General features: G+C 61.9%; 17 protein-coding genes. 7 read left to right on the top strand and 10 right to left on the bottom strand.

Annotation, left to right across the window (positions count from 1 at the left end; translation table 11 throughout):
* Positions 1-11: 11 nt before the first annotated feature.
* From J3P84_RS14595 to J3P84_RS14580, 4 genes are all read left to right on the top strand, one after another.
* Complete coding sequence (locus J3P84_RS14595) at positions 12-1,511, top strand: APC family permease (protein WP_434623864.1); 1,500 nt, start codon at positions 12-14, stop codon at positions 1,509-1,511.
* Positions 1,456-2,076: a DUF3156 family protein gene (locus J3P84_RS14590; protein ID WP_434623862.1), complete on the top strand. Its 621-nt coding sequence runs from the start codon at positions 1,456-1,458 to the stop codon at positions 2,074-2,076. Before J3P84_RS14595 ends, J3P84_RS14590 begins: the two co-directional genes overlap by 56 nt.
* Positions 2,077-2,197: 121 nt before the next feature.
* Positions 2,198-3,160 (top strand): transcriptional regulator FeaR, encoded by a 963-nt coding sequence (gene feaR, locus J3P84_RS14585; protein WP_434623860.1) that lies wholly within the window; start codon positions 2,198-2,200, stop codon positions 3,158-3,160.
* Between the two features lie 624 nt (positions 3,161-3,784).
* Complete coding sequence (locus J3P84_RS14580; RefSeq protein WP_434623858.1) at positions 3,785-4,747, top strand: IS110 family transposase; 963 nt, start codon at positions 3,785-3,787, stop codon at positions 4,745-4,747.
* A 134-nt stretch (positions 4,748-4,881) separates the two neighbouring features.
* Here the strand turns inward: J3P84_RS14580 and J3P84_RS14575 are convergent, their stop codons facing one another.
* From J3P84_RS14575 to J3P84_RS14550, 6 genes are all read right to left on the bottom strand, one after another.
* Positions 4,882-5,649: an SDR family oxidoreductase gene (locus tag J3P84_RS14575; RefSeq protein WP_434623856.1), complete on the bottom strand. Its 768-nt coding sequence runs from the start codon at positions 5,647-5,649 to the stop codon at positions 4,882-4,884.
* On the bottom strand, positions 5,642-6,442 hold the full coding sequence (locus tag J3P84_RS14570) for an SDR family NAD(P)-dependent oxidoreductase (RefSeq protein ID WP_434623854.1): 801 nt from the start codon (positions 6,440-6,442) through the stop codon (positions 5,642-5,644). Before J3P84_RS14570 ends, J3P84_RS14575 begins: the two co-directional genes overlap by 8 nt.
* On the bottom strand, positions 6,435-7,256 hold the full coding sequence (locus J3P84_RS14565; protein WP_434623852.1) for a molybdenum cofactor biosynthesis F family protein: 822 nt from the start codon (positions 7,254-7,256) through the stop codon (positions 6,435-6,437). The genes J3P84_RS14570 and J3P84_RS14565 overlap by 8 nt, the downstream gene beginning before the upstream one ends.
* 242 nt (positions 7,257-7,498) lie before the next feature.
* Positions 7,499-8,155, bottom strand: a complete 657-nt coding sequence (locus tag J3P84_RS14560; protein WP_434623850.1) for a response regulator transcription factor — start codon at positions 8,153-8,155, stop codon at positions 7,499-7,501.
* Positions 8,156-8,206: 51 nt separating this feature from the next.
* Positions 8,207-8,572, bottom strand: a complete 366-nt coding sequence (locus tag J3P84_RS14555; RefSeq protein ID WP_305494777.1) for a cupin domain-containing protein — start codon at positions 8,570-8,572, stop codon at positions 8,207-8,209.
* Between the two features lie 167 nt (positions 8,573-8,739).
* A complete protein-coding gene (locus J3P84_RS14550; protein ID WP_434623848.1) occupies positions 8,740-10,038 on the bottom strand; it encodes an NAD(P)/FAD-dependent oxidoreductase in 1,299 nt (432 codons plus the stop codon).
* Between the two features lie 312 nt (positions 10,039-10,350).
* Between J3P84_RS14550 and J3P84_RS14545 the strand changes: the two genes are divergently transcribed.
* Positions 10,351-11,520, top strand: coding sequence for a p-hydroxyphenylacetate 3-hydroxylase oxygenase component (locus J3P84_RS14545; protein ID WP_434623846.1), 1,170 nt, complete (start codon positions 10,351-10,353; stop codon positions 11,518-11,520).
* A 71-nt stretch (positions 11,521-11,591) separates the two neighbouring features.
* Positions 11,592-12,533 carry a p-hydroxyphenylacetate 3-hydroxylase reductase component gene (locus J3P84_RS14540; protein WP_434623844.1) on the top strand — a complete coding sequence of 314 codons (942 nt, stop codon included), beginning with the start codon at positions 11,592-11,594 and terminating at the stop codon, positions 12,531-12,533.
* A gap of 40 nt (positions 12,534-12,573) precedes the next feature.
* Here the strand turns inward: J3P84_RS14540 and J3P84_RS14535 are convergent, their stop codons facing one another.
* The 3 genes from J3P84_RS14535 to J3P84_RS14525 all read right to left on the bottom strand — a co-directional run bounded on the left by J3P84_RS14535 (position 12,574) and on the right by J3P84_RS14525 (position 15,109).
* Positions 12,574-12,978, bottom strand: coding sequence for a cupin domain-containing protein (locus J3P84_RS14535; RefSeq protein WP_434623842.1), 405 nt, complete (start codon positions 12,976-12,978; stop codon positions 12,574-12,576).
* A 279-nt stretch (positions 12,979-13,257) separates the two neighbouring features.
* Positions 13,258-13,551, bottom strand: coding sequence for a putative quinol monooxygenase (locus J3P84_RS14530; RefSeq protein WP_305494768.1), 294 nt, complete (start codon positions 13,549-13,551; stop codon positions 13,258-13,260).
* A gap of 124 nt (positions 13,552-13,675) precedes the next feature.
* Entirely contained in the window at positions 13,676-15,109 is a 1,434-nt protein-coding gene (locus tag J3P84_RS14525) for a PLP-dependent aminotransferase family protein (RefSeq protein WP_434623840.1), read from the bottom strand.
* 163 nt (positions 15,110-15,272) lie between these two features.
* On the opposite strand from J3P84_RS14525, the gene J3P84_RS14520 reads away from it, so the two are divergent.
* Entirely contained in the window at positions 15,273-15,713 is a 441-nt protein-coding gene (locus J3P84_RS14520; protein WP_434623838.1) for a carboxymuconolactone decarboxylase family protein, read from the top strand.
* A gap of 71 nt (positions 15,714-15,784) precedes the next feature.
* Here the strand turns inward: J3P84_RS14520 and J3P84_RS14515 are convergent, their stop codons facing one another.
* Positions 15,785-18,358 carry a bifunctional diguanylate cyclase/phosphodiesterase gene (locus J3P84_RS14515; RefSeq protein ID WP_434623836.1) on the bottom strand — a complete coding sequence of 858 codons (2,574 nt, stop codon included), beginning with the start codon at positions 18,356-18,358 and terminating at the stop codon, positions 15,785-15,787.
* Positions 18,359-18,413: the final 55 nt, after the last annotated feature.

Raw genomic sequence — 18,413 nt, 5'->3', positions numbered from 1 at the left:
GGATCCGCACCATGTCGATCAATGACAGGCTCACCGAGCATCTGAACCGGGGTACGGTGGGTTTTCCCACTGCGTTGGCCAGCACCATTGGCCTGATCATGGCCAGCCCGGTCATCCTGACCGCCACCATGGGGTTCGGCATCGGTGGCAGCGCCTTCGCCATGGCGATGCTGATCGCGGTGGTGATGATGCTGGCCCAGGCAACGACGTTCGCCGAAGCCGCATCGATCTTGCCGACCACCGGCTCGGTCTATGACTACATCAACTGCGGCATGGGGCGCTTCTTCGCGATTACCGGCACTTTGTCGGCATACCTGATCGTCCATGTGTTTGCCGGAACGGCGGAAACCATCCTGGCCGGGGTCATGGCCCTGGTGAATTTCGAACACCTCAATACCCTGGTCGAATCGGCCGGTGGGTCCTGGCTGCTGGGCGTGGGTTTCGTGGTGGTGTTTGGTGTACTCAATGCATTCGGCGTCAGTGCTTTTGGCCGCGCCGAAATCATCCTGACCTTCGGCATGTGGACGACCCTGATGGTGTTCGGCGTGTTGGGGCTGATCGCCGCGCCGGCGGTAGAACTCGAGGGCTGGTTCGGCGCGTCCGTGGTCGGGACCGACCTGGTCACGGTGCTGTCGCTGGTGGGCATGGCAATGTTCATGTTCGTCGGATGCGAATTTGTCACGCCACTGGCGCCGGACCTGCGCCAGTCAGCCAGGACCATGCCGAGGGCAATGATGCTGGGCCTGTTCAGCGTCGCGGCCTGTATGTTCATCTACGGCGCGGCGATGAAGCGCCAGGTGGAAAACGTGCTGCTCGATGCCACCAGCGGCGTGCACCTGCTGGACACGCCCATGGCGATTCCGCGCTTCGCCGAGCAGGTGATGGGCGACATCGGGCCGATGTGGTTGGGGGTCGGCTTCTTGTTTGCCGGCGCCGCGACCATCAATACGCTGATGGCCGGGGTGCCGCGCATTCTCTACGGCATGGCGGTGGACGGCGCACTGCCCAAGGTCTTCACCTACCTGCATCCCCGTTTCAAGACGCCGTTGCTGTGCATCCTGGTGGCGATGCTGATCCCTTGCCTGCATGCGCTGTGGCTTGGCGGTAACACCGATAACATCATGCATCTGGTACTGGCGGCGGTGTGTGCCTGGAGTTTTGCCTATCTGCTGGTGACGATTTCGGTGATCAGCCTGCGCATCCGCCGTCCCGATCTGCCGCGGGCCTATCGCTCGCCGTTTTTCCCGCTGCTACAGATACTGTCCAGCGTCGGCATCGTCCTGGGCATGTGGTTCATCACGCCGCCGGGCATGAATCCGGCGGACATTTATGTGCCCTTCGCCGTGATGCTTGGCGGTACCGCGGTCTACGCCCTGTTCTGGACCCTGGTGGTGCAGAAGGTCAATCCATTCAAGCCGGCGACCGTCGAAGACGTGCTGGCCAAGGAGTTTTCCCATGAGCCAGGGCAACCTGTCGGCGAGTTTATCGAGCCTGCTGCAAAAGCTGTCTGAGCTGTTCAGTGCCCGTCGCGCCCCGGCCGGTTATCGACCCGGGGTAACGCTGGAGCACTTGCGACGCAACCTCGCACTGGCGCGGTTTGAAGTGTCGATGCCGGGGGCGGCGACGATGGTCACCGACGATGGCGGCCTGCAACTGGAGATCGTCGAACGCACCGAGTCGCAGTTGCTGATGCATGTGGTAACGACCGAGTTCGTGTTGCACGTGCCTGCGTCGAGAAAGGGCAGCGCGCGCCTGCAATTGCACCATGGCGGAGCCATTCGGCGCAGCGGCATTCGTTGCCGCCAGTTGAAAGGAGATGCCGCGTTGTCGGTTCGGCTGCGGACGGCCATCGAAGGTGATCGTGCGCTTTACGCCGCCCTGATGCCGCTGGACTTCAAGCGCCTGGACATCGAGCTGCAAGGCCGGCAATGGTCTGTGCGACTGGAGCATGTGGGCGGCAGCGAAGTGGTCAACCGGATGCCCTCGTTCCGCCGCTACATCGCGCTGAGCCCGTTGCAGCGCGATGCCTTGTTCGCAACGCTGGATGGGCTGCGGAGGGTACTTTCGACGTTCTGAGTTTTCGTTTTGCCTGGCATCATTCCTGCTACTGCTCTGGCGATCAGGTACTTGTTGCGTGCATTTAGATAACATGTTAACTATTGCCGCACAAAAACAATAAGCCATTATGGAGAGCGCCATGAGCATGCAACAGGCTGGGCAAGGCGGGCTGGACACCTGGAATCGGGACCTGCGCGCGACATGCGGCCATTTCGAGACGGAGCTGGCCTTCAATCGCGCGTTGTTCATTGGCGAAGTGTCGACTTTTCAGCGCGGCGGCCTCTCACTCGCCAACCTGCGCACCAATGCCGGTTCCATCAGGCGCCAGCTATGCAAACCGGATCACGATGATGACCAGGACTGTTTCCTGGTCAGCCAGCGCAGCGGTTATTCGCGTATCACCCAAAATGGCACGAGCATCCAGCTGGCTCCCGGCGAGCTGTTGCTGATGGATTCGGTGGGTTCCCTTGAAATCAGCCCGTTCGGCCTGATCGAGCATGCCGTGTTGTCGTTATCTCGGCGGGACGTCGCCAGGCGACTGGGCGGCGACAGCAAGACCTTCGGCAAGATTTCTTCAAGCAAGGCTTGCGGAAGAATGCTGCATGTATTGGTGGACCAGCTTTGCAAGGACACCCCGGAGGGCGAAAGCAGCGCCGGGGAGGGCGAAGCCCTGCAGAACGCCTTTGTCTCGCTGTTGGGATCGGCGCTGGAGCATCAAACCGACCTGTGCGGCGACAGCGTCGGGTTGCAAGGCAGTCATCTGCGCAGCTACGTACAGAAAGTCATTGATGAATGCCTGACCCAACCCGGTCTCAGCCCGGTCGGCCTGGCCAACCGCTTGAACATCTCGGTGCGACACCTGTACCGCTTGTTCGAAGAACAGGATGACAGCGTGTGCCGCTACATCCAGCGCGCCCGCCTCAAGCGCAGCGCCGATGACCTGGCCAATCCTTTCTTGCGGGATGAGTCGATCACCTCGATTGCCTACAAATGGGGCTTCACCGATTCGGCGCACTTCAGCCGTTCGTTCAAGAAACAATTCGAACAGTCGCCCAAGGCGTTCCGCTCCAGCCAGTTGCAGCAGGCGCAAGGGGTGGCTTGACCCAACGTCTTCGCGAGCAAGCTCGCTCCCACAGGTGACCGGGTTGGCTCCGGATCAGGTGAACGACACAAAACAGTGTGGGAGCGAGCCTGCTCGCGAAGGCTGCCACAGTCGATGAAGATGCTGGATGTGCCGACCCCTTCGCGAGCAAGCTCGCTCCCACAGGTGACCGGGTTGACTCCGGATCAGGTGATCGACACAAAACAGTGTGGGAGCGAGCCTGCTCGCGAAGGCGGGGTCACAGTCGATGAAGATGCTGGATGTGCCGACCCCTTCGCGAGCAGGCTCGCTCCCACAGATGACCGGGTTGACTCCGGATCAGGTGATCAGCACAAAACAGTGTGGGAGCGAGCCTGCTCGCGAAGGCGGTGTCACAGTCGATGAAGATGCTGGATGTGCCGACCCCTTCGCGAGCAAGCTCGCTTGTATGTTTAGACTTGAAGGGGTGGGCGGGACTAAAAGCTCGATTCCGACTCTAGCCAGTACGGACCGTGGGAGACTTCTCGTCCCGCCCTTTCTACCTAAAGCGCCGATAAGGAATTCATCGGTAAACCGACGATAGAAGCAAGCCAGCGCTACGGTAGACCCCGACAAGCATCTAAACCCTAGCTCCGAGGATTCGAGATGACAATCCTTACCTCCCCAGCGGTTATCGGTATTGATGTCGCCAAGGCTGAAATCGTGGCTTATCGCGAAGATCTAAAAAGCATTCAGATTGTTGATAACGACCGTAAGGCCCTTGTTCGTTGGCTCGAAACGTTGCCAGCGCAAAGTTTGATTGCACTAGAAGCCACCAGCTTTTATCACCTGGACACGGCTGAACTGGCTCATGGGATGGGGCACAGGGTTTACGTTGTGGATGCCTATCGGGTGGCCCACTACCGCGAAAGCATTGGACAGCGGGCCAAAACCGATCCTTGCGATGCACGTTTGCTGGCGCGCTATCTGACAAACGAACAGCAACGGCTACGCGTCTGGACCCCACCTCCGCAGGCCTACAAAGTATTAAAGAGCCTGCTACGCAAGCGCGCAGAACTCATCAAAGCGCGCGTCAGCCTCATGCTGAGTTGGTCGGGCGAACCGCTTCTGAAGGATATCCTGGCCGAGCAACTGGAGACCTTCAAGCAAAGCGATCGGGCCATCCAGAAGCTATTGCGCGAGGCCAGCCAAGAGGCGGGAATTACTGAAAACATCAACCGCTGCAAAGCCATTGAGGGCGTGGGTGAACTGACGGCAACAGGTCTGGCGACAGCCTTCATGCGAGGTGACTTCGCCAGCGGCGATGCGTTTATTGCCTTTTTAGGGATGGACCTGAGGCCAAAGGATTCCGGAAAAAAACACAGCCCCAGGCACCTAAGCAAAAAAGGAGATGGCGAACTGCGACGCTTGGCGCACACCGCGGCAATGGCGGCTAGCCGGTCTCCTGTCTGGAAACCTTACTACGAATCCTGCTTGGCAAGAGGTTTCGCCAGAACCCAAGCCTTGGTGATCCTCGCCCGGAAATTGTGCCGGGTGGCATTCGCCCTGATGAAAAACCAGAGCGAATATCGCCCTAATTCTATGCTGCAGGGTTCCCCTGCAACATAGAATCTCCCACAGGTGACCGGGTTGACTCCGGATCAGGTGATCAACACAAAACAGTGTGGGAGCGAGCTTGCTCGCGATGGCGGCAGTTGATTCAGCATTGATGCCAGCTGACCCACCGCTATCGCGAACAGGGTTCAAACCTCCGGCAAGGTTGAGCCGCCATCGACGATCAGGGTCTGGCCGGTGATGTAGGCGGCCAGGTCCGAAGCCAGGAACAGCATGGCTCCGGCGATGTCCGACGGTTTGCCGAGTCGCCCCAGCGGTACTCGGCGGGCGATGTCGTGGTTGACTTGGGCGTCCCCCAGGTTGGCCATGGCCGGTGTTGCAATCATCCCCGGCTCGACGCCATTGACGCGGATATTTTCCGCCGCCAGCTCCAGCGCCGCATTGCGGATGAAGCCGTTGACCCCGGCCTTGGACGCCGCATAGTGGCTGAGGCCCGGGTAGGCTACGCGCGGGCCGGTCACCGAAGAGGTCACCAGCACGCAGCCCTGACCCTGGCGACGGAACATCGGCAGCGCGGCCTGGGTCAGCCAGAACAACGCTGACAAATTCACCGCCAGCGTTCGCTCCAGCACCGCTGGCGTGATTTCGGCGAAGGGCGTCAGAGGGAAATAGCCGGCGTTGTGCACCAGCACATCCAGCCTGCCGGTGCGTTGTTCCAGCTTGGCGATCATCTGCGTAATGGCCGTGGCGTCGGCCAGGTCGACGCCCATGGCATCCACCGGGTAAGCGCTGGCGCGCAGGTCGCTGGATACAGCCTCGGCCCCCGCCAGGTCCAGGTCGGCAATGACCACTCGCGCCCCACGCCAGGCAAACCCTTCGACGATGGCCCGGCCGATGCCTTGCGCGCCGCCGGTCACCAGCACCGTCTTGCCGGAGAAATCCAGATCATCAGGCATTTGCTTGCTCCATTCGGCTGAAGGCCAGCGTCGGCACATCGACGATGCTGGATCCGCCATCGGCCACCAGCGTCGCGCCGGTGATGATCGAAGCATCCGGCGAGGCCAGGAAACGACAAACCCGGGCGATTTCCTCGGCGCTCGCGGCCCTGCCCAATGGCACATCGGCGCAGACCCGGGCATAGGCCTGTTGCAGATTCTCACCGTGGAACTGCATCAAGGCCTGCATCTCTTCATCGGCCATCGGCGTGCGTACCCAACCAGGGCAAACCGCGTTGACGCGCACACCGCGTGGTCCGTAGTCCCGCGCCAGCGAGCGATTGAGGCCGAGCAGCGCGTGTTTGGCGGTGGTGTAGCCGCAGACCTGCGGTCCGGCTGCCAGGGAGGCGATGGAGGCGACCAACACGATATTGCCGGCGCTCTCCATCAGCAGCGGCAGGCAGGCACGAGCGCTGTAAAAGGCGCTGTCCAGGTTGCTGCGTAGCGCCGCTTCCCACGCCGACGGGCTGGTGCCGGTGGCGCTGCCCTGGCCCAGCCCGCCGGCGCAAGCCAGCAGCACGTCAAGTCGGCCGAGGCGTTGGCGTATCTGTGCGACGAAGCCGTCCCACGTCGCCGGGCACGCCGCGTCGCCCACCAGCACCAGGCCGCCGATTTCCTCTGACAGTTGCTCCAGCGGCTCGCGGCGCCGGCCGATCAGCACCAGGTTGGCGCCCTCGGCGGCGTACAGGCGGGCGCAAGCGGCACCGATGCCGGTGCCGGCACCCGTGATCACCACAGTGCTTGGCTCAGGCATCGGGGTACTCCGTCTGGTTGAGTACCTGGCAATAGGAGCTGACCGGGAAGTTCGAGAACTCGTCGAAGGATGCGCCGGCGTAACCGAAAATCTTGCCGTCACTACGGTGCTGCTGCAGGTCGATCAGCACCAGGCCCAGGGTCGGGATGATCTTCTCCCGCCAGACGAACAGGTACAGCTGATCGGCAATCTTGTAGGTGTCGCAGCGGTCGGTGTCGCACAGGCCTTGTTCAACGCCCTTGAGGCACTGCCAGGAATAAAACCGCTGGTTGAGGTAGATGTGTTCGTAGACTTCACTCGGGCTGTAGCGATACAGGTTGCGCAGCCCCACCAGTTCGCTCGTCGGTGCGTGAGGGCAGAGGCCCGGTTGCCATGAACGATCCAGCGTGCCATGGAGGAACTCGACTTCCACAGAGGTCAATGGTTTGCCGGCCAATGCGCGGCTGTAGAGGCCCTCGCGCGTTTGCGCCTCGGCGGGCATGCGCCCGATCACGGCGGTGAACGCGGCGCTGACGGTATCGAGCACCAGGCTCACCGACCACGTCTGGCCACCTTCACGCTTGATGAAGTCGACGAGGTACAGGCCTGGACGCACCGACGTGGCTCGATACGGCGCGGTGCCGGTGGAATGCCCGTCGGCTGCTTTCCAGCTCAGCGCGTCCTGTTCGAAGCGATGTTCGATCTGCCAGCCATTGGCGAAGTGCAGGGTAAAGGTCTTGCCGTCCAGGTCGGCGAGGTTCGGCAGGATGAAGGCTTCGGGGGCAAAGCCATCGGCCAGGGCGCCGACGGTGATCCAGTCTGAAGAAGTACTCATTGCAAGGCTCCGGTGGTTGAATGTGCCACTCGGATCATGGCGCCTGGCAGAGCGTCGGCCTATCAACCAAAGGGTTGAGCAAAGCTCTTGTGGCGAGGGAGCTTGCTCCCGCTGGGCCGCGTAGCGGTCCTGAAATCGGTTATCGCGATTATTCAAATAGACCGAGTCGCCTTTTCTGGGGCCGCTGCGCAGCCCAGCGGGAGCAAGCTCCCTCGCCACGGGGCGGTGCCACAGGCTCGGTGTTACAGGAAAAGGCTGCTGACCAGCTCGGTACGATTGCTCACGCCGGTCTTGCGGAACAGGTTGATCAGGTGGGTCTTGACCGTCGGCAGGCCGATGTCGAGTGCTCGGGCCAGTTGTTTGTTACTGGCGCCCTCGCGCAGCAACAGCGCAATCTGCCGCTCCTTGGGCGTCAGCTGGCTGAGACCGTCGTCCGTGCAGGGCAACTGGGCCACCGCCAGGTGCAGCAACGTTTGCAGCGCGCTGAGCTGGCTCAATTGCTGGCCGGTGAACGCGCCTTGTTCCGCGGTGCGCAGCATTGAAATCGCCGCTTGCGGCTGGCCGGCGCGGTGGACGAACACTTCCACGACATCCACCACGCCATAGCGCTGCAGGAAACGCTGGTAGCAATGATTGTCGCGGACCGGCTGGCGGGCCATGGCCAGGCTCAGCGGGACGACGCTCGGACTGGAGAGACAGTTTCGCGGGCGCAGCGGATCGAACGCGCAGTAATGGTCGAGATAGTCCTGGTGCATCTCGCCACTCATGCCGTGCAAGCTGAAGTCGTAGGCTTGCAAATGCCGGTCTACGCGATAGAACGCCGCCCGGCTGGCGGGAATGAGTTGCGTGAAGGCGTTCAGGCAATGACTTGCGATGTCTTGTGCAGCGATGACATTCATTTTCCAGACTCCGCCAGGAGGCTGCCGACGGGGGCCGGCAGCCGGAATCGGTCAGGCTACCGCGAAGTAGTGTTTCACGAAACTTTCGCTGACCACTTCCCACAGGACGGGCGTGCCCTTGGTCACGAACCAGCTGTCGCCGGCCTTGTAGCGAGTGCTCTGGCCGGTGGCTTCGTCGGTGAGGACCACTTCGCCGGTGACCACGGTGGCCTGTTCGGCGAACGGATAGACCATGCGGAACTTGCCTTGTGTGGTGCCGAAGTAGGCGCTGCTGACCGGGTCGGTGGGCGCACCGAAGGTCATCTTGCCGAAGGCTTTGACTTCGCCTTCGAGAATCTGCGAACCGAGGTCGGCAACGGTGCCCCAGGCGTCCAGGTCGGACAGTTGGATGTTTTTTTCGAGGGTGGTAAGCGGCATGGGATATCTCCTGACGAGTAAAAAGTAACGAAGTGTGGCGAGGGGATTTATCCCCGTTGGGGCGCGCAGCGGCCCTGAAAACTGACATCCGCACTGTGTATATGGCTGCTTCGCAGCCAAGCGGGGATAAATCCCCTCGCCACAGGGTTTGTGTTCAGCGGCTCATCTCAACGGCGCCCATTCCAGTAACCCGACAACTGATGCCAGGACTTGCCGGCGGTCAGCAATAGCGGACGGATCGCGTCCTTGCCGATGATGGTCGGACGGTTGATCGAGCTGACCAGGTCGTAGCGCGCCGAGCCTTCGCTCATGCCTTCGGCCAGCACCTTGCAGATGATGTGGCTCGGCGTGACGCCGAAACCCGAGTAGCCCTGGACGAAAAACGCATTGCTGCGGCCGGGCAGGGTGCCGACCTGGGGGAACAGGTTTGGACTGCAGGCCATGGGGCCGCCCCAGGCCAGGTCGATCTTCACATCCTTCAGGTAAGGGAAAATCTTCAGCATCAGGCGCCGGTTCCACGCCTTCAGATCCTGCGGGATATGCTCGACCAACGGGGTTGCCGCGCCGAACAGCAGGCGGTTCTCGTTGGTGACGCGGTAGTAGTCGATCACCGGCCGGATGTCGCTGTAGGCGCCGCGAATCGGGCTGATGCGCTGGATCAGCTCATCCGACAGTGGCTCGGTCATCATTTGGAACGCGTAGGTGTTGATGGTCGAGCGATGCAGCTCCGGCTCCAGCTTGTTCAGGAAGCTGTCGCAGGCCCACAACAGCTTGCTGGCCCTGACCGAGCCACGGCCGGTGCGCACGGTGATGCGTTCGCCATAACTGACCTCCAGCGCCGGGCTGTTCTCGAAGATCCGCACGCCGTGGCTGACGAGCGCCTTGGCTTCGCCCAACAGCAGGTTCAGCGAGTGCACATGCCCACCGCCCATGTGCAGCAATGCGCTGCCGTACGCGTTGGACCCAATGATCTGCCGGACGTCGGAGCCGCCGAGAAAGCGGATCTCGTGCTTGCTGTTGATCGACTTGAAATCTTTTTCCCAGGCCCGCAGGGTCTTTTCCTGGCGGGCGTTGAAACCCATGTAGCCATAGCCATGGCAGAAGTCCGCATCGATATCGTACTTGGCGATGCGGTCCTTGATGATGTCGGCGCCCAGGTCGCTGATTTCGAAGACCTGGCGCAGACCCTCTTCACCGACGTCCTTCTTGATCTTTTCCAGGTCATGACCAATGCCGGCCATGATCTGGCCGCCGTTGCGTCCGGTGCCGCCGAAGCCCAGGTAACGCGCCTCCAGCACCACGATGTTGGTAATGCCTTTCTCCGCCAGCTCCAACGCGGTGTTGATGCCGGAGAAACCGCCACCGATGACCACAACGTCGGCTTCCACGTCCTGTTCCAGGGTCGCAAAACTGAGGTTGTATTTCTTGGTGGCCGTGTAATAGGTGGGCGTTTCGATATTGATCATGACGCAACCTGACAAAGTGAAGGAAAGCTCCGCTTGCAGGGCCTTAGCCAGGCGCTGCGAGGGATGGCTCTATTAAGGGGCCTGGCGGGGGTGGCTGTCTTGATCATCCGTGCCGGCTATTTGACCGAGCGCGCCATCGCGGTATCGCGCACCATGAAAAGTACAATCTTGGATCTGGAAGGTGCATTTTTCAGCGGCTCCGGTGAACCCATACTGGACCGGCCTTAATCATTGATCCCGTTGTTTGTGCAGCCGCCTGGCCGGCGGGCAAAGGCGGGATCGGCAGACGCCAGATAATAAAAGAGCCCGTCCATGAAAAAGCCAAACCCGCTGCTCGAAGACCTCAAGCCAATCCTGCCGGCCATCGCCGCCAACGCCTTCCAGGCCGAGAAGGACCGTACCGTTCCCGCCGAGAATATTGCCCTGCTCAAGAGCATAGGCATGCACCGGGCCTTCCAGCCGAAAAAATACGGTGGCATGGAGATTTCCTTGCCGCAATTCGCCGATTGCATCGCCCTGCTGGCCGGCGCTTGCGCAAGCACCGCCTGGGCTATGAGCCTGTTGTGCACCCACAGTCATCAGTTGGCATTGTTTCCGGCCCAGACCCAGGAGGAGGTCTGGGGTGACGACCCCGACGCCACCGCCAGCAGCAGCATCGCGCCTTTCGGCCGCACCGAGGAAGTCGAGGGCGGCGTGACGTTCAGCGGCGAAATGGGCTGGAGTAGCGGTTGCGACCACGCCGAATGGGCCATTGTCGGTTTCCGCCGAAAGAATGCCGAAGGCACCCAGGATTATTGCTTTGCGGTGTTGCCTCGTCGCGATTATGAGATCCGCGATGACTGGTACGCGGTCGGCATGCGCGGCAGCGGCAGCAAGACCCTTATCATCAATAACGCCTTTGTGCCGGAACACCGGATCCAGAAAGCCAAGGACATGATGGAAGGCAAGTCCGGCGGCTTTGGCCTGTACCCCGACAGCAAGATTTTCTATGCGCCGTATCGTCCGTATTTCGCCAGCGGCTTTTCCACCGTCAGCCTGGGCGTCGCCGAACGCATGCTGGAGGTCTTTCGCGAGAAGACCCGGACCCGCGTGCGGGCCTACACCGGTGCCGCGGTCGGCGCCGCCACGCCAGCGCTGATGCGCCTGGCCGAGTCCACCCACCAAGTGGCCGCGGCTCGGGCTTTTCTCGAAAAAACCTGGGAAGACCACGCCGAGCACAGCGAGCGGCATCAATACCCGAGCCGCGAGACCCTGGCGTTCTGGCGGACCAATCAGGGTTATGCGACCAAGATGTGCATCCAGGCGGTGGACCGCCTGATGGAAGCCGCGGGCGGCGGCGCGTGGTTCGAAACCAATGAACTGCAACGGCTGTTTCGCGATGCGCACCTGACCGGCGCCCATGCCTACACCGACTATGACGTCTGTGCGCAGATCCTGGGCCGGGAATTGATGGGCCTGGAGCCCGATCCCAGCATGGTTTGATCATCTGCCCGGCAAACCCGGTTCCAATAACAACAATCGAGGCCGTCGACTGAGGCGGCCGGGAGTCTTGCATGTCCGATATCTGTGAAACTGCTTTCGACACCCGCGCGTACCGCCGGGCCCTGGGCAACTTTGCCACCGGCGTGACCGTGGTCACCGCCGCGACCGAGGATGGGCGCAAAGTCGGCGTGACAGCCAACAGCTTCAATTCGGTATCCCTCGACCCGCCGCTGATTCTCTGGAGCATCGACAAGCGTTCCAGCAGCCACGGTGTATTCGAAGCCGCGAGCCATTTCGCCGTCAACGTGCTGGCCGCCGACCAGATCGACCTGTCGAACAACTTCGCCCGGCCCAAGGATGATCGCTTCGCCGAAATCCAGTTCGAGGCCGGCGAAGGGGGCGCGCCGGTGTTCGTCGATTGCTCGGCGCGTTTCCATTGCGAGAAGTTCCAGCAGGTCGATGGCGGTGATCATTGGATCATGATCGGCAAAGTCGTCGCGTTCGATGATTTCGGGCGCTCGCCGTTGCTCTACCATCAGGGCGCCTATTCGATGGTCCTGCCGCATACGCGCATGACCCAGCACGGCGAAGGCCAGCCGCCGAGCAGTCATTTCCAGGGTCGCTTGAGCCATAACCTGTATTACCTGATGACCCAGGCGCTGCGGGCCTACCAGGCCAGTTACCAGCCGCGCCAGTTGTCCACCGGACTGCGCACCAGCGAGGCGCGGATGTTGATGGTGCTGGAGAACGACGCCGGCCTGAACATGGCCGATCTGCAGCGCGAAGTGGCGATGCCGGTGCGTGAGATCGAAGAAGCGGTGGCCAATTTGCGGCGCAAGGGGCTGGTTACCGATGAAGGCGATCGGGTGCGCCTTACCGTCAAGGGCATCGATGAAACCGAAGGCCTCTGGGCAATTGCCAAGGAGCAGCAGGACAAGGTGTTCGGCCAGTTCAGCGATGAGCAACTCGAGAGTTTCAAGACGGTGCTCAAGGGCATCATCCAGGGCGCCTGAGCTGCACCGGGCCAAAAGCCCGGCACAGTCGCGGCGGTGGTCAGTCTTTCAACGGGATCAGCACCGCTTCGTCCTTGCCCATCACCATGAACACCAACAGCTTCGCCGGTTGGGTGGCGCTGGCGTTCTTCGACACCAGGTGCTCGGAGCCGGCGGCTTCGTACCAGAACTCACCGGCCTTGTAGGTGATCGCCGGTTCGCCCTTGACCTGGGAGGTGATGGCGCCCTCGAGCACGTAGGCCATGGCCGTGCCGTCATGCTTGTGGGCGATGGAAGACTGGCCCGGCGCATAGTCGACGGTCAGCATCATGGCTTTTTTGTCGGGCAGGTTTTTCAGCTGTTTCTCTTGCAGCACCTGGATTTTTTCCGCAGGCGCGGTTTCATGAGCGTAGAGCGGAGCGACGGGAAGCAGGCCAAGGGCAGCGATCAAGTAGAGGGTTTTCATCGAGGCGGGTCCTTTGTGGTGGGAGTGGCTTCGCGCTGTGGCGATGGCTCCACCCTAAGCCCCGAGGCGCTGTGGAAAAACGTCCAATCTTTCGGAAGACAGGTAGACCAATGAGTGCCTCACGCGGAGGGCCCCCTGTGGCGAGGGAGCTTGCTCCCGCTGGACTGCGAAGCAGGCCCAGGTTTTTGGCACAATGCGAAAAGCTGGGGGCCGCTGCGCGACCCAGCGGGAGCAAGCTCCCTCGCCACGAAAGCTTTCAGTGCCACAAGGAGAAGGGATTCACACCAGCGGAAAACTGTTGAAGTCGACGCTGCGAGCCAGGCGGCTTTCGATCAGGCTGATGAACCCCTGGACTTCGGGACAATTGAAATGGGCCTGCATGGCCGCCTCCGATTGCCATCGGGCGCTGACGTTCCAGCGGTCGTTGTGCTCCGGGCAACGATCGACCATGTAAGCATCGCAGCCTGGCAAGGCGCGCAGGGTTTCGACGATTTGCTGCAACTGCCGGCCGAGTTCTTCCGAGCGTCCGGCGGCGGCTTGCACCTGTACGGTGTTGATCACTTGGCGAGACATTGTCCTGGCTCCTGAATCAAGTCGAACGGGAGTGCTTCCGATACGTGATGACACCCAAGCAGAATAGGCCTGCCGGCACCCGGCTAAAACAGCCAATGGGCGGATAAATCCCCAGTCCAATCGATCAGGCGACCTGCTGGAGAATGTCGCGCAAACGGTCGAGGGCGACGTCGATGTCGAGCAGTTCGATGGCGCCAAAGCCTAGCATCAGGCCGGAGCTTACCGGTGCGGCATGAAAAAAACCGTCGAGGCTGTAGAGCCCGACCTCGGCTTTTTTCGCCAGCTCGATCACCAGCGGCAGGTCGATTGGAACCTTGCACAACACGGCCATATGGAAACCCGCGGTGGTCGGCACGGCCTCGAACCAAGGCGCCAGATCGGCGCCCATGCGGGCCAGGATTCGCTCGCGCCGGCCTGCGTACAGGGCGTGGCAACGGCGGATGTGCTTGAGCAGGCAGCCCTCGGCAATGAATTTGGCCAGCGCCCATTGGGGCAGGGTGGAGGTGTGCTGGTCGGTGAGGCGCTTGGCGAGGATCACCGCTTCGAGGATCGCCGGTGGCAGGATTGCATAACCGAGCCGAAGCTCCGGCAACAAGGTCTTGGAGAACGTCCCGACGTAGGCGACGATCCCGCGCTCATCCATGCTTTGCAGCGAGTCGGTGGGCCGGCCTTCATAGCGAAATTCACTGTCGTAGTCGTCTTCGATGATGATCGCCCCCAGTTCATAGGCCCGCGACAGCAAAGCCTCGCGCCGGGGCTGGCTCATGGGCATGCCCAGGGGGAACTGGTGGGAGGGTGTCACGTAGATCAGCCGTGTGCCGTCGGGAATCAAGTCCACGCGCATGCCTTGCTCATCCACCGGCACCCCGGCCACCGTGGCGCCATGGGAACCGAACAGCAGGCGTGCCGGCGGATACCCGGGATCTTCCATGGCCACCAGGCTGCCGGGGCGGGTCAGCACCCGTGAAATCAGATCCAGCGCCTGCTGCGCGCCGTTGCACACCACCACGTCCTCGTCCTGGCAGTTGACCCCACGAGAGAATGCGATATGCCGGGCGATGGCATTGCGCAGCGCCGCCAACCCTTCGGGCTGGCTGTAGAAACCCTTGGCGTTGGCGATCTGGCGCAAGGCATGGGCCGTACACCGGCGCCAGTCATCCAGGGGAAACTGGCCCTTGCCGGTAGCGCCGCCGATGAAGTCATAGCGCAACGCACTTTCGGGGTGCGGGTGACGCAGCAGGTCCGGCATGTTGCGCCAGGTCTCGACGACGTCCGCCCCGGCGAGCTCGCGGTGGCTTTGCTTGCGCACGATGTTGGCCGGTCGGGCGTTGACATAGGTGCCCTTGCCAATGACGCCGGTGAGGAAGTTTTCGTAGGTCAGCTGGGCGTAGGTGTCGGAGACCGTCTTGCGCGAGATGCAAAGTTGCTCGGCCAGCAGACGGCTGGGCGGCAGCTGCGTGCCGGCCGCCAGGCGACCACCTTCGATGGCGCTGCGAAGTTGTCGGTACAACTGGCCCGTCAGGTCCTTGCGGCCGTTGATGACGACATGAAGTTCCATACCCGCGGGCTCCTGGGTGATCGTTTGCGGCAAGGGGAAAACGCGAGATTACTCGCAATGCGCTGTGGCGGAGAAGTTGCGTGGGCGTTTTTCGGCGGATTGGACCTGTCACACGCGGCCTCGACGACCTACCGTGGATTCATCGATCACTACGGAGCCCGCCATGAGCCCGCGTCTGGATTACTACAGTGCGTCCCCCGCGGCGATGAGAGCCATGATTGGCCTGGAGGCGCTGACCAGCCGGCTGAGTATAGAACCGGCGCTATTGCAACTGATCAGGATCCGCGCCTCGCAGCTCAACGGCTGCGCGTTCTGTACCGACATGCACTCGGTGGATGCCCGTCGCCAGGGCGAGACCGAGCGGCGCCTCTACGCGGTGGCGGTGTGGCGCGACAGCGGGTTTTTCAACCCGCGCGAACGAGCTGGCCTGGCCTGGACCGAAGCCGTCACGCTGCTGGCCGAAAGCCAAGTGCCAGACGACGTCTACGCCCTGGCCCGCGCCAGTTTCAGCGAAGGAGAATTGGTGGACCTGACCCTCGCGATCAGCACCATCAACAGCTGGAACCGCCTCGCGGTGAGCTTTCGCCAGAGCCCCGGGGGTTAAACGGCTATTCATGCGACGGCCGTCAGACCGCCTTCGCGAGCAGGCTCGCTCCCACACAGGCATTCCCAATGCTACAGCCAGCGAGGCGTGGTAAAGAATGAGGCCATTTCCGAGCGGGCCAGGGCTGCGCCGAAATACGGGCCTTGCACATGATCGCAAGCCACGCTGCGCAATTGGCTGAACTGCACGGCGTTCTCGATACCTTCGGCCGTCACCATCAACCCGACGCTGCGACTCAACCGAATCATCGCCAGCACGCCTTCCTGGTCATGTTCCAGGCCCAGTTGCGCCAGGATATTACGATCGAAGCGGATGCCGTCGAATGGCTGGTCAAGCACTTCCCGGAGGGACGCTATGTTGGTGCCGAACTTGTCGATATTGATCCGCACGCCCAGCGCCTTCAAGGCATGAAGGGTCCTGGCGAGCGTCTTATGGTCAGTCAGCAGGACGCCTTCGGCCACTTCCAGAGTCAACCGTTGGGCGGGCAGGCCGCTTGTTTCCAGAGCCTTGTGCACCTGATTGAACAGGAAACTGCTGCTGAACCAGCGAGGCGAAACGGCGATGGACACGTTGAGCGGGGTGGGCCAGCTCATCGCCTCGTCACAGGCGTTGATCAGCATCCAGCTGCCCAGGTCCTCCAGTTGGCCGGATGCTTCGGCGACCGGGATGAAGTCGATCCCGCCCAGCTCACCGCGCTCAGGATGGTGCCAGAAGGCCTGGGCTTCAAAACCATACAGCTGCTCGGCGCCCACATCGAAACGGGGCAGGTAACGCAATTCGAGCTGGCCCTGCTGCATCGCATCGCGCAGCTGCTGCTCATAGCGTCGACGGTCGCGGGCCACATTGCCCATGGCCTCTTCGTATACGCGCCAGGTATTGCGTCCCGCGGCCTTGGCCGCGTACAGGGCGATGTCGGCCTGGCGCAACAGCTCTTCGGCACGCTGCTCAGCGGGCTGCGACCAGGCAACCCCGATACTCACGCCCAGGTACAGCGTATTGCCGTCCAGGTGCATGGGCCGTTGCATGCATTCGATCAGGCGCGAGCACAATTGGTCGAGATCACCAGCGCCGCCCGGGTTCGGCAGGATGATGACGAATTCATCGCCACCCAGGCGCGCCACCAGGTCGCTGCCGCGCACGTTCTGTTGCAGGATATGGGCAACTTCCTTCAGCACCTTGTCGCCGACGGCATGGCCCAGGGAGTCGTTGACCGGTTTGAACCGGTCCATGTCCAGGTTCAGTATCGCCAGTGGCGTATCTCGCGCCTGGTCGAGGTGTTGGCTGAGGCAATCGAACAGGCGGTTGCGGTTGGCCAGCCCGGTCAGCGGATCGTGCAGCGACAGGTGCTTGATCTGCGCCAGCGCCCGCAACTCTTCGGTAATGTCGGTGGCGGTGCCACGAAAACCCAGGGCGCCGGCTTCAATGGCCCGTACCGAGAGTTTGCAGGTGCGTATGCGCTGGTTGCGCGCGGTGTATTCGCAAAGGAGCGGCGCAGAGGAGGCGCTGTTGGCACCGGCGAGCAGCCAATGGGAAATCGAGATCGATCCGCTGTGTGGATGCAACAGTCGGTGCAACGGCTTGCCCAGCCACTCGCTGGGGTTGAAGCCCGTGACCTGTTCGAAGCGTTCCGACAGATAGGTCAATGTTCCGTTCGAGTCGACCTCCCACAGCCAGTCGGACGAGACCTCGGCGATGTCCCGGAAGCGCTCCTCGCTGCGCTCCAACGCCTTGCGGTGTGCGAGGAGGCTGGCGTACTGCTGCTCCTGGGCGCGGAGCATGATCAGCGCATGACGCAACACCGCCAGGGCCATGACGGCAAGAAACAGCAATGCGAGCGCGAGCAAGGGCAGCAGCACTTTGCGCAGGTCCTTGCCGGGGGTCGCCGGGCGCCAGGCCAAAGCTTCGCGGGTCAGGTCGTTGAGCAAGACTTGGGCGGTGTCCTTGGGACCTGGCGTGCGGGCAATATGCGCGTCGGGCAGGGCGAAGTCCCGGGACAGGCTTTGCAGCGCGCCACGATCCAGGACTTTGACAAATAACAGCAGGCTGGGCGGCCCCGGAATTTCGGCCACGCTGTTGTCCGTGCCGGTGGTAATCGCCGAGACGGCGACGAAGGCGGGCGCGTCCTCGTGATGCAACAGCTCGACGATCACTTCATCGCGGTTTTCCGCCGCCCTGGCCTTGCTGGCGAGTGCGCGCAGGTCACCTGTCAACCACGTGTCGGCCGCCACTTGGCTCATCTCGCCATCGATGACCGAATAAACCGTCTTGCCGGCTGGAGAAATGACGAACACGGCCTGGTAGCCATAGAGTGAAAACACGCTGCTGCCGACATTTTCCTGGTCGTAGGCCCAGTCTTTGTCGACCTTTACGTGCAGATGGCGATAAGCGTCGCTCCATTTGGAGTAGTCGCTCAGATCACGACCGATGCCCGTGCGCATGCCTTCGATGGCCCGCTGGGCAAAAAACACGCTTTGTTCTCGGGCTTGCTCGTCCTGGGTCTGGGTAACGTTGAGCAGCACCGCGATGGCCAAAGCGGACATGATGAACAGCAACAGCATGATGGCCGGGAAAGTGCGGCGGGTGAAACTTCGGGTTGGCCGCTCGCCGGAAATCACGGAGGAGCCATTGCCAGCATCTTCAATCATAAAAACAAGCCATCAGCTGAACGCGAGAATACCCCGCACTGGCTTTGTATCGGCT

The organism is Pseudomonas sp. Z1-29 (assembly GCF_051131995.1).
Taxonomy (GTDB): Bacteria; Pseudomonadota; Gammaproteobacteria; order Pseudomonadales; family Pseudomonadaceae; genus Aquipseudomonas.
The sequence above is the reverse complement of the archived record's forward strand: the minus strand, read 5'-3'. Positions and strand labels throughout refer to the sequence as shown.

Coding starts and splice junctions, on each gene's coding strand:
- feaR (WP_434623860.1), top strand. CDS start 2,198: ATGAGCATGCAACAGGCTGGGCAAGGCGGGCTGGACACCTGGAATCGG.
- J3P84_RS14540 (WP_434623844.1), top strand. CDS start 11,592: ATGTCCGATATCTGTGAAACTGCTTTCGACACCCGCGCGTACCGCCGG.
- J3P84_RS14565 (WP_434623852.1), bottom strand. CDS start 7,256: ATGAGTACTTCTTCAGACTGGATCACCGTCGGCGCCCTGGCCGATGGC.
- J3P84_RS14555 (WP_305494777.1), bottom strand. CDS start 8,572: ATGCCGCTTACCACCCTCGAAAAAAACATCCAACTGTCCGACCTGGAC.
- J3P84_RS14515 (WP_434623836.1), bottom strand. CDS start 18,358: ATGATTGAAGATGCTGGCAATGGCTCCTCCGTGATTTCCGGCGAGCGG.
- J3P84_RS14520 (WP_434623838.1), top strand. CDS start 15,273: ATGAGCCCGCGTCTGGATTACTACAGTGCGTCCCCCGCGGCGATGAGA.
- J3P84_RS14545 (WP_434623846.1), top strand. CDS start 10,351: ATGAAAAAGCCAAACCCGCTGCTCGAAGACCTCAAGCCAATCCTGCCG.
- J3P84_RS14560 (WP_434623850.1), bottom strand. CDS start 8,155: ATGAATGTCATCGCTGCACAAGACATCGCAAGTCATTGCCTGAACGCC.
- J3P84_RS14530 (WP_305494768.1), bottom strand. CDS start 13,551: ATGTCTCGCCAAGTGATCAACACCGTACAGGTGCAAGCCGCCGCCGGA.
- J3P84_RS14580 (WP_434623858.1), top strand. CDS start 3,785: ATGACAATCCTTACCTCCCCAGCGGTTATCGGTATTGATGTCGCCAAG.
- J3P84_RS14575 (WP_434623856.1), bottom strand. CDS start 5,649: ATGCCTGATGATCTGGATTTCTCCGGCAAGACGGTGCTGGTGACCGGC.
- J3P84_RS14525 (WP_434623840.1), bottom strand. CDS start 15,109: ATGGAACTTCATGTCGTCATCAACGGCCGCAAGGACCTGACGGGCCAG.
- J3P84_RS14595 (WP_434623864.1), top strand. CDS start 12: ATGTCGATCAATGACAGGCTCACCGAGCATCTGAACCGGGGTACGGTG.
- J3P84_RS14590 (WP_434623862.1), top strand. CDS start 1,456: ATGAGCCAGGGCAACCTGTCGGCGAGTTTATCGAGCCTGCTGCAAAAG.
- J3P84_RS14550 (WP_434623848.1), bottom strand. CDS start 10,038: ATGATCAATATCGAAACGCCCACCTATTACACGGCCACCAAGAAATAC.
- J3P84_RS14535 (WP_434623842.1), bottom strand. CDS start 12,978: ATGAAAACCCTCTACTTGATCGCTGCCCTTGGCCTGCTTCCCGTCGCT.
- J3P84_RS14570 (WP_434623854.1), bottom strand. CDS start 6,442: ATGCCTGAGCCAAGCACTGTGGTGATCACGGGTGCCGGCACCGGCATC.